The sequence below is a fragment of the Sphingomonas echinoides ATCC 14820 genome (genome assembly GCF_000241465.1).
In the GTDB taxonomy this organism is placed as follows: Bacteria; Pseudomonadota; Alphaproteobacteria; order Sphingomonadales; family Sphingomonadaceae; genus Sphingomonas; species Sphingomonas echinoides.
Genome location: NZ_JH584235.1, coordinates 2894128 through 2905133 on the forward strand (window position 1 = coordinate 2894128; position 11006 = coordinate 2905133).

The window sequence follows — 11006 nt, forward strand, 5'->3', positions numbered from 1 at the left end:
TTAGGCTTGGGCGAAGGCGAGACAGGCCTTCAAGATGTCGGAAAGCGTGGTCGTGAGCGGTGCGGCGCGCGCGGCGTCATAGGGTGGCGGCCACATGCCGGGCGCGGGCTCATCGGATTCGTCCAGATAGCCGCGCATCGCGAGCTCCATCTGGATTGCGTGCACGCCCGTGTCCGGCCGACCATAATGGCGCGTCGTCCAGCCGCCGCGAAAGCGGCCGTTGAGCACGTGGCCAAGACCGCTCGCCGCGCACAGGCCCGCAACCGCCTCGGCCAGCGCGGGTGCGCAGCTCGCGCCGTCATGGGTGCCGATGTTGAACTGGGGCAGTTCGCCCTCGAACAGGCGCGGGATTCGGCTGCGGATCGAATGCGCGTCGTACAGCACGACGGCGGAGTGGGCGTCGCGCAGCCGTGCGATCTCGGCCGCCAGCGCGGCATGGTACGGATCGAACCACAGCGTCCGCCGCCGCGCAATCTCCGCCGCATCGGGCACGGCCCCGCGATAGAGCGGCGTGCCGTCAAAGGTTGTCGTCGGACACAATTCGGTGGTTGCCATGCCGGGATAGAGCGACGCGCCCGACGGATCGCGATTCACGTCGATCACGCTGCGCGAAATCGTGGTGCGCACCGTCGTCGCGCCGAGGTCGCGCGCGAAGGCATAGAGCCGGTCAATCCACCAATCCGCATCGCGCTGCGCACGCCACGACGAAACGAAGCTGTCGCTCACATCGGCGAGATCGGTACCGGTATGGGGAAAGGCGACGATCAGCGGCGTTTCGCCGCGATCGACGTGTAGCCAGTCGCTCATGCCACCCCCGGCAGCAGGTCACCCGCGACCGCGACCAGCGCCCCCGAGCGCACCAGCCGGTTGGCGGCTTCCATATCGGGATGGAAATGCCGGTCGTCCGATAGATGCGGCACGTCTGCCCGCAGGCAGGCATGGGCGGCCTGCAACACCGTGCTGCTGGCGAGTGGCGCATGGAAATCGATCGCTTGCGCTGCCGCCAGATATTCGATGCCGATCACCGCGCTCGCATTCTCGGCCATTTCCAGCAGGCGGCGTGCGCCGTGCGCGGCCATCGAGACATGGTCCTCCTGGTTGGCGGAGGTCGGGATCGAATCGACGCTGGCGGGATAGGCGCGTTGCTTGTTTTCCGAAACGAGCGCGGCGGCGGTGACTTGCGGGATCATGAAGCCCGAGTTGAGACCGGGCTTGGGCGTCAGGAACGCTGGCAGGCCGGAGAGGGCGGGGTCGACCAGCATGGCAATCCGCCGCTCCGAAATCGAACCGATCTCGCAAATCGCGAGCGCGATCATATCTGCGGCAAAGGCGACCGGTTCGGCATGGAAATTCCCGCCCGACAGCGCTTCGTCGGTTTCGGGAAAGATCAGCGGATTGTCGGATACGCAATTCGCTTCGATCGCCAATGTCGTCGCGGCTTGGCGCAGGATGTCGAGCGCCGCGCCCATCACCTGCGGCTGGCAGCGCAGGCAATAGGGATCCTGCACGCGCGCATCGTTTTCGAGATGGCTCGCGCGGATCGCAGAGCCATCCATCAGCGTCCGCAACGCGGCAGCGGTTTCGATCTGTCCGGCATGGCGACGCAGGGCATGGATGCGCGGGTCGAACGGCGTGTCCGACCCCTTGGCCGCCTCGGTCGACAGCGCGCCGGTCATCAGCGCCGATTTGAACAGCAATTCGGCCTCGAACAGCCCGGCCAGCGCATTGGCGTTGGAGAATTGCGTGCCGTTGAGCAGCGCCAGCCCTTCCTTCGGGCCGAGCTCGAGGACCGCGAGCCCTGCCTGTTCGAGCGCCGCGCGCGCCGGAACGCGCTTGTCGCCCACCCAGATTTCGCCCACGCCGATCATCGTCGCCGCCATGTGCGACAGCGGCGCGAGATCGCCGCTCGCGCCGACCGAGCCCTGGCACGGGACGACCGGGGTCAAGCCCTGGTCGAGCATCGCCTCGAGCAAGGCGATCGTCTGCGGCTGCACGCCCGATGCCCCTTGCCCCAGGCTCGCCAGCTTCAGCGCCATCATCAGCCGGACGATCGGCACAGGCGACGGCGCGCCGGTGCCGGCCGCATGGCTCAGTACGATGTTGCGCTGGAGCGTCGCGAGATCGTCATCGCCGATCCGCACGCTCGCCAGTTTCCCAAAGCCGGTGTTGATCCCGTAGACCGGCGCGCCTTTGGCGAGGATGCGCGCGACCGCAGCGGCGCTCTCGGCGATGCGCGGTGCGCACGCCGGGTCGAGCCGCGCGGGGGCTCCACGATATAAGGCACGCCACTGCGCCAGCGTGACCGCACCCGGCTTTAGCAAAATCGTGTTCATTGACCCCTCCAGATACGGGCATGGAGCGGGTTGAACCCCATGCGATAGACCAGTTCTGCGGGACGCTCGATGTCCCAGATTGCGAGGTCGCACGCCAATCCGACTGCGAGCGTACCGACCGTGTCGGCCAAGCCGAGCGCGCGGGCGGCGTTGCGCGTGACGCCGAGCAGGCATTCCTCGACCGTCAGCCCGAACACGGTCGCCCCCATGTTCATCGCCAGCAACAGCGACGTCAGCGGGGATGTCCCCGGATTACAGTCGGTCGCCAAGGCAATCGGCACGCCAGCCGAGCGCAGCGCGGCGATTGGCGGCTGCTTGGTTTCGCGTACGAAGTAATAGGCACCGGGGAGCAGCGTTGCGACCGTGCCGGCCTGCGCCATCGCCGCGACACCGGCATCGTCGAGATATTCGAGATGATCCGCCGAAAGCGCGTGATAGCGCGCGGCGAGGGCGGCACCCTGCAAGTTGGAGAGCTGTTCGGCGTGCAGTTTGATCGGCAGGCCGTGCGCCGCCGCTGCTTGGAAAACCCGCTCGGTCTGGGCGAGCGAAAAGCCGATTTCCTCGCAAAAGGCATCGACCGCATCGGCAAGGCCGGCCGCCGCGACCTGCGGCAGCAGCGTGTCGCACAGCATGGCGATATAGCCATCGGCGTCACCCGCGAATTCGGGCGGCAGCGCGTGCGCCCCGAGGAAGGTCGTCGCAACCCGTACGCGCCGCTCTACGCCCAGCCGACGCGCGGCGCGCAGCATCCGCAGCTCGCTCGGCCCGTCGAGGCCATAGCCCGACTTGATCTCGACGGTCGTCACGCCCTCGGCGATCAGCGCATCGAGCCGGGGCAGCGCGCTGGCCACCAGCGCGTCCTCGCTCGCCGCGCGCGTTGCGCGCATCGTCGAGACGATACCGCCACCGGCGCGGGCGATCTCCTCATACGAAGCCCCCGCCAGCCGCAACTCGAATTCCTGCGACCGATCGCCGCCATGGACGAGATGGGTATGGCAATCGATCAGGCCGGGCGTGATCCAGCGCCCGTCACAGTCGATCGTGCTGGTCGCTTCGAAGGGCGGCGCGTCAAGGGCGGGACCGGCATAGAGGATCTTGCCGTCAAGCGCCGCGACGCAGCCGCGCTCGACCAACCCGAGGCCCTCGCCCACGCCTGTCACCAAGCGCGCGTTGCTCCAAAGCGTATCGCATCGCACAGTCCCTTACTCCCGCGCATCACCGTTTGCGGGCAGAGTGATTGCACCCTTCGCGTTTAATGTATAGACAAAAAGTGCAGCTTTTGGCAGGGATCGAGACGATGCAAACGACCATCGGCGCACCGCAGTCTTCGCTGTTTTTCGAGCAAGCGTTGCTGCCCGAGGGCTGGGCGCGCGATGTGCGCATCACCATCGTCGACGGACGCGTCGCCACGCTGGATGCCGACTGTGCCGCGATGCCCGATGACGACCGGCATGGCTGCGCGCTGCCCGGCCTGCCCAATCTCCACAGTCACGCCTTTCAGCGCGGTATGGCCGGGCTGGCCGAGATTCGCGGCCCCGCGCAGGACAGTTTCTGGACGTGGCGCGACGTTATGTACCGCTTCGTTGCGCGGATGACCCCGGATGACGTGCAGGCGATCGCCGCGCTCGCTTATGTCGAGATGCTGGAGGGCGGCTTCACCCGCGTCGGCGAATTTCATTACCTGCACCATGATCGCGATGGCGCGCGCTTCGCCGACCCGGCGCAGATGAGCGCTGCGATCATCGCGGCTGCGGCGGAGAGCGGGGTCGGACTGACGTTGCTGCCGGTGTTCTACGCTTATGCGGGCTTTGGCGCGCAGGCTCCGCGAGCGGAGCAGGCGCGCTTCCTGCATGATATTGATGGCTATGCGCGCCTCATCGCGCGCGCGGCGGATATTGCGGCGACGGCGCTGCCCGATGCGATCGTGGGTGTCGCGCCACACAGTTTGCGCGCGGTATCGCCCGAGCAACTGGGGCTGCTCACCGCGCTTGCCGCCGACCGCCCGATCCACATCCACATTGCCGAGCAAACCGGCGAAGTCGATGCGTGCCGCGCCTGGAGCGGGCAGCGGCCGGTCGAATGGCTGCTCGACCACGCAGCGGTCGATGCGCGCTGGTGCCTCGTCCACGCCACGCACATGACCGATGCCGAAGCCACGGCAATGGCGCGCTCGGGTGCGGTTGCCGGTCTATGCCCGATCACCGAAGCCAATCTGGGTGACGGCATCTTCCCGACCGCGCCGTTCCTCGCCGCCGGTGGCCTGTATGGGCTGGGCAGCGATTCCAACGTGCTGATCGACGCGACCGAGGAGATGCGCCTGCTTGAATATGGCCAGCGGCTCGCGCATCGTAGCCGCAATCTGCTGGCGCGCGCGACCGGGCGGTCGACCGGCGGGGACATTTACACAGCGGCGCTTGCCGGTGGCGCGGCAGCGCTGGGCGTGCCGTCCGGGCTCGCGGTCGGGTTGCCAGCGGATATCGTCAGCCTCGATCTCGACCATCCTTCGCTTGTCGGGCGGACTGGCGACGGATTGATCGACGCGCTGACCTTCGCGGCGGGACGCGCGGGGATCGATTGCGTCTGGCGATACGGCACAAAGTTGGTTAGCCATGGTCGACATCACGCGCGCGCGCGCATCGTCGCACGCTATCGCACTGTGCTGGAGACGCTTTCCGGATGAGACAGCCCCTCCACGAACGCATCCGCTCGGATTTTGAGGCGCGCATCCTGTCGGGCGCGCTCGCGCCCGGCGATCGCTTGCCGATCGAGCAGGAGTTGATGCAGCATTATGGCTGCGCGCGTATGACCGTGAACAAGGCGCTGTCGGCGTTGCTTGCGGCCGGGCTGATCGACCGGCGCAAGCGCGCGGGCACGTTCGTGGCGCGGCCGCGGATGCATTCGATGGTGCTCGACGTGCCCGATCTGCCCTCGCAGATTCGCGAGCGCGGCCAGACCTATGCCTATGAACCGATCGGCCACCGCTCGCGCCCTCCCATGCCCGGCGTGGAGGACGAGGTTCAACTGGCCGGCGGTGGCGATTTGTTCGAGTTGGAAGGGCTGCACCTTGCCGACGGCATCCCGCTCGCGCTGGAGTTTCGCCTGATCAGCGTGGCGGCGGTGCCCGATATCGGCGATGCGGCGGACATTGAGGCGATCTCGCCGGGCAGTTGGCTGTTGAAGCACGTGCCGTGGACCGAGGCGGAGACGCGCATCTCGGCGCTGGATGCGACCCCGGAGGAAGCGCGTCTGCTGGGGATTCCGCAGCGTTCCGCCTGTCTGTGCGTCGAACGCCGCACCTGGCGCGGGAGCGACCGCATCACCTATGTGCGGCAGCTCTTTGTCGGCAACAGCTATGATCTGGTCGCGCGTTTCGGTGCCACTAACGGCGCGACGCGCTAGCCGCTCCGGTCCGCCGCAAGGACCGGAGCGGAGCGTGGCTTACTGGCTCGGGTAGAGTGTGTTGAACACCAATTTGTAGGTGCCGTGCGACTGGGCGCGCCACTGCGGTTTGAAGCCGTAGAGGTAGATTGTGCCTTTGCCGTAGCGGACCGACACTGCGGCTGCCTTGCCCTGGATCTTCTCGGGGTGGAGCAGCACGCCGCTGCGCAGCGGATTTCCGGTTGCGGGATAGGACGCAAGGATCTCACCCTGGAAGCCGGGCTTGGGCGCGAAGGCTGGCCCGCGTTCGAACATCACGATCGGGTCGGTCGGCATCCCGGCGGTCGCCGCGAGGCCAGGGGTCAGGTCGACCGCGAGCAGCGCGCCTGAACAGAAGAACTGCTCACTCTTCACATCCTTGAGGATATTGGTGACGGGCAAATCGAACAGGTCGATGATGGCATCGGACGCGTTGTTGAGCGCGACCAGCGTACCGCCCTCGCGGACGAACGCCATCAGCTTGGCCGCACCCTCCTTGCCGATCCCGCCAGCATAGGGGGCGGGCATCTGGCTCGCGGCGAAGCCGTCCATCAGCGTGCCGAGCGGGCCCTTATACGACGACATCACGTCAGGCGCGGGCGCAGTATCGCCGGGACGCCCTTTGCTGGGTGAGCCCATGTCGGGAATAACGATCGTATCGAACTTGCCGCTGAGGCCCGCCTTCACGTCGGCATTGTAGACGCTTTTCGGCTGAAAATCATACTGTTCGAGCAGCCAGCGCGTCCACCCTTCGTCGATGTTCGAACCCCATGGCCGATACAGCGCGACGCGGCCTTTGTGCACAGGCACCCCGCTGGCCTTATCCGCCATGGCCGTGACGCCCACGCTGAAGTCCGCCGCGATCTTGCTCATGGTCGGGGCGCTTACGCCGGAAATCGCGATCGCCTCTTCGGGTGCCGCTCCCGCCTTGAGCGCGGCACTGGTCCACGCCGCTTTGCCTCCGGCGGCGAGTGCTGCATTGAGGACACGGTAGCTGTTGTTGATGCGGCGGCTCACCAGATAGGTCGTGCCCGCTCCGCTGACGAGGCCGGCAGGCGGCGCGGCCTTGGCGATCTTGTGCATATCGCCACGCACCTCCGCTGCGATCGGCTGAACGAGGCGGTCGACCTTGACCCCCATCTGCATCGGCAAGGTCCACCCGGTTACGTCATAGGGCAGGTCGACGGGCTTGCCATTGCCGTCGAGGATCGCATCCGGATAGGTCTGCTTTTCGAACAATTCGCGCGCGAGGCCGGCAAAGGGCTGGTCGGTCGGCACGACGAAGCTGCCGGCGGCATAGCTCTGCCCGCCGATCAGCGTCGGTTTGTCAGTCTGCAGCACATCGAGCCCTTGCGCGATCATCAACTGCGCAAGCGATGCCGCCTCGGGCATGTCGGTCTGGCCTGCAGGGATGACATAAGCGGCGGGACCGTCCTTGGCGGAGGCCGCAACCATGTCGCGCCCGGCCTGGTAGCGGTTGTACAACAAGGTCTCGCTATACTTTTGCGCGGTATCGAGCACCGCCATCGACGCGGTAACCATATAATCGACCGAGTTCTTGAGGTGCCATTCGCCACCGCGCCACGGATCGGGATACATGATCTGCGGCTTGAGATCGCGCATGTTGGCCGGGAAATCGGCGACTTTGCTCGTCATCGGCGTCGCGCTGTCATGCGCCGTTTCGGTGAAGAACGAGATCGTGTTGCGGAACACGTGGATGTAATCGAGGAAACCGGCATACCAATTGTCGAACCGCGCCTGGGCGATCGCGCCCGGCTTCTGCTCGGCCTGCATCCGCGTCATGATGTTGGTGCCGAGCGCGTTGGTCCAGATCCGCATATACGGGCTGATGTTCGGCGACACCGGATCGGCAAACGGCGGCACCCAGATGCGCGCGGGCCACGGCGCGGTCTGGTGCTGCGAATACCAGATGACGGGTGAATAGGTCTGCTCGGTCGCGACGACGACCTGGCTTTCCTTCATGTTGAGCATGTAGCCGTCGCGATTGTTATCGTGGCCGACATATTCCTGGTACAGCCATGGCGTTCGGCTGGTTTCCCATTTGGTCCCGCGCTGCTTGCGATACCAGTCGACGACCATGTCCTGCCCGTCGGGATTGAGCGTCGGCCACAGCACCAGGATGACCTTGTCGAGGATCGCGTCGATTTCGCGGTCATCCTTCGCCGACAGCAATTTGTAGGCGAGCGCCAGGGGCAGTTGGTGGTCGGACACTTCGCTCGCATGCATTCCGCCATCGATATGGACGATGATCTTGCCGTCGCGCGCCAGCGTGTGTGCGATGTCGTCGGTCAGCCCGCGCGGGTCGGCCAGCTGCTTTGAGATCGCCTTGTATTTCTCGAAATTGGCGAGGTTGGAGGCCGAGGAAATGACCGCATAGGTCATCGTTCGCCCTTGCGTGGTCTTGCCCGCATCGAACAGCTTGATCCGGTCCGACACGGCGGCGAGCGCGCGGAAATAGCGGATCGAGTCCTCGTAATTGGCGAGGTAATAATCGTCGCCGGGGTCATGCCCCAGCACTGCCTTGGGGCTGGGGACGGTTTGCGCCATGGCGGGGGCGCACAGCCCCAGCGCCGAGGTCAGGAACAGCACGCGTATCGCGCGCGAAAGCGATCTGGTCATGAAGGTCTGCCTTTGTCTGGAGAAAGCGTTCAGAAGCTCTTGCGGACGTTGATCCCGATCGTGCGCGGGGCTGCCGAGGTGGCCGAGTAGGAGTTCGCGGTTGAGGATTGCGACGCGCGATTGATCGCCACCGCGTCGAACAGATTGTTGACGAAGAGGTAGACCCCTGCATCGTTGTGCTTGAGGTCGATGCCGACCCGCAGGTTGGTCAGCGAATAGGCACCGATCTTGACGCGATAGACGTTGGTTGGCCGGAATTCCGAATAAGACGATCCGACATAGTTGAAGTCGGCGCGCGCGAAGAAATCGAGCGTGGGGCTGATCGGCGCGGTATATTCGGCACCGGCGGCTCCGGTCCAGTTCGGGATGTAGGGGATGCGATCACCGGCACGGCCCGCCGCGACGACCGAGGCGTTGACCTGATCCTGGGTCAGCCGCGGATCGATGTAATTGCCCGAGAAGGTGAACTGCAACCCCCGCGTCGGCCGCACGAACGCCTCGGCTTCGACACCGCGAATGCGCGCCGCGCCAGCGTTGGACAGGAAGCTGAACGCGCCATTGGTGGTGCGGCCGCTGACCTGGATGTTGCTCCAGTCGATCTGATAAGCTGCGAGATTGAGCGTCAGCTTGCGGTCGAGCAGGCCGAGCTTGGTGCCGATCTCATAATTCCACAGACTGTCCGACTTATACGGCGTCAAATCCGCCGAAAGGCCGATCACCTGATTGGCACCGCCCGGCCGGTAACCCTGCGAAGCGGTTGCGTAGAACAGGATGTCGGGGTTCGCCTGCCACGATGCGTTGAACTTGAGCAAAGTCCCGTTTTCCGACGAGTTCACCGTCGACAGCGGGCGCGCCGGCGCGCCGATCAGCGTCCAGGCGATGTCGGTGAAACCCGACACGGTCTTGTTATAGCTGAAATAGCGGATGCCTGCGGTTAAGCCGATCGTGCGCGTCGGGTGGAACGTCCCCTCGCCAAAGCCTGCATATTGCTCGAGCTTGTCGAAGATCTCACGACGATAGAAAATCTGGTTGGGCGTGATGATATCGCCGGTGGTTGCGTCGGCGCGCGCATCCTCCGATGTCACGTTGTTCTTGCGGTTCTGGTAAAAGCCACCGATCGTCCAATCGAACAGATGCGTGCCGTCGGAGCTGATCCGCACCTCCTGCGTAAAGTCCTTGGTCGAGCCGGGGTAATAGATCGCGGCGGGGCTCAGACTGTCGATATAGCCATAATAATTGGTGAGCTGATCGCTCGAACAGGCGGCACCGGTGCTGGCATTGACATAGCCCGCGCATTTCGCAGCGGTGCGATAGCTGGCGATGTAATAGCTGTCGTCGGCTGCATAAGCCGAGCGGCGATGCTGATATGAGGTGATCGAGGTGACCGTAGCAGGGCCGAGATCCAGCTTGCCGGTCAGATTGTAGAGCTGCGACCGGTCGGTGTAGGGCAGCATCACCTTGGTCGCGGATTTGTAGGTGCCGACCGCAGGGTTCCAGTTCGACGAGAAAGCGTCGGTATTTTCGATCATCGCCATGCCGTCGATCGTCAGGTTGGACGACGGCGTCAGGCGTGCCATCAGGCGACCGCCTGTCGCGGTATAATCGTTGACGTTCTGGCGCTTGAGGTAGGTGTTGTCGATATAGCCATCGCTGTCGCGGCGATACAACACCGCGCGCACGGCCAGCAGGTCTTTGACCAGCGGCACGTTGACCATGCCCTGGACGAAATAGTTCAAGCCGCCGCCATTGGTGCCAGCCACCTGCGATTCGATCTTTCCCTCATAATCCTGGGTCGGTTTGTTGAGGAGGACGCGGATCGCGCCGCCCATCGAACTCGCGCCGTACAAGGTGCCCTGCGGTCCGCGCAGCACCTCGATGCGGTTGACGTCGAACAAGGTGAAATCGGCGGTGCGCCCGGCCGCGTCGCTCGATACGCCGACCGAGCCGGTGACCGGCGTGTCGTCATAATAAACGCCGACCGTCGCTTCCCCTGAGGTCTGCACGCCCCGCAAGCTGACGCGACGCTGCCCCGGACCATTGTCCTGGATGCGCAGGCTGGGGACGAACTTGGCATAATCGGCGATGTTGGTGACACCGGCATTGGTCAAGGTCTGGCCGGTCAGCACGGTGATCGCCAGCGGCGTCTTTTGCAGCGATGTGTCGCGGCGGGTGGCGGTGACGACAATATCCCCATCGGGCGCGTTCTTGTCGGGTGCCGCTGAAGCGGTTGTGGGCGCAGTGGTGCTTTGCGCGCAGGCGGCGCTGGCAAAGGCGGACGAAAGAGCGAAAGCGGCAGTGCAACCAAGCAGCCGAGACGTTACCGAGATGATACGCATAAAAGTCCCCTTGTTTGTCGTTGCTCCTCCCTCCTGCGACCTTGCCTCTCCGGGCGTATTTCGACTCGGATCATGATGCAAAAATAATGTCTAGACAAGAAATTTTATTGCCGAAATTGTAGGCAGAACAATGGATGATTGCTTATTTTTTAGGCAAAGACTTTTATCCTTCTCCAGTGGAGTTGCGGCCCGCCGCACAGGCCGTTCTGCCCCTTCCAGGCGCGCGAATAACGGGGTGATGTCCGGAAAACGGATCGCCGTTCTGTGAGGCCTGACTCAC

General features: G+C 64.7%; 7 protein-coding genes. 2 read left to right on the top strand and 5 right to left on the bottom strand.

Features of this window, described 5'->3' with window-relative positions:
• From hutG to hutI, 3 genes are read right to left on the bottom strand one after another with little or no spacing between them, the layout of a single operon-like run.
• Positions 1-807, bottom strand: coding sequence for an N-formylglutamate deformylase (gene hutG, locus ON00_RS13560; RefSeq protein WP_010406574.1), 807 nt, complete (start codon positions 805-807; stop codon positions 1-3).
• Entirely contained in the window at positions 804-2333 is a 1530-nt protein-coding gene (gene hutH, locus ON00_RS13565) for a histidine ammonia-lyase (RefSeq protein WP_010406576.1), read from the bottom strand. Before hutH ends, hutG begins: the two co-directional genes overlap by 4 nt.
• Positions 2330-3529: an imidazolonepropionase gene (hutI, locus tag ON00_RS13570; RefSeq protein ID WP_010406578.1), complete on the bottom strand. Its 1200-nt coding sequence runs from the start codon at positions 3527-3529 to the stop codon at positions 2330-2332. The genes hutH and hutI overlap by 4 nt, the downstream gene beginning before the upstream one ends.
• Positions 3530-3630: 101 nt before the next feature.
• Between hutI and ON00_RS13575 the strand changes: the two genes are divergently transcribed.
• Both ON00_RS13575 and hutC read left to right on the top strand, forming a co-directional pair.
• On the top strand, positions 3631-5013 hold the full coding sequence (locus ON00_RS13575) for a formimidoylglutamate deiminase (RefSeq protein ID WP_029622881.1): 1383 nt from the start codon (positions 3631-3633) through the stop codon (positions 5011-5013).
• Positions 5010-5732, top strand: coding sequence for a histidine utilization transcriptional repressor HutC (gene hutC / locus ON00_RS13580; protein WP_010406580.1), 723 nt, complete (start codon positions 5010-5012; stop codon positions 5730-5732). The genes ON00_RS13575 and hutC overlap by 4 nt, the downstream gene beginning before the upstream one ends.
• 39 nt (positions 5733-5771) lie before the next feature.
• Here the strand turns inward: hutC and ON00_RS13585 are convergent, their stop codons facing one another.
• The gene (locus ON00_RS13585) at positions 5772-8390 is read right to left on the bottom strand and encodes a M14 family metallopeptidase (protein ID WP_010406581.1); all 2619 of its coding nucleotides are present in this window, start codon (positions 8388-8390) and stop codon (positions 5772-5774) included.
• Between the two features lie 29 nt (positions 8391-8419).
• Positions 8420-10726 (bottom strand): TonB-dependent receptor, encoded by a 2307-nt coding sequence (locus ON00_RS13590; RefSeq protein WP_010406582.1) that lies wholly within the window; start codon positions 10724-10726, stop codon positions 8420-8422.
• Positions 10727-11006 lie beyond the last annotated feature (280 nt).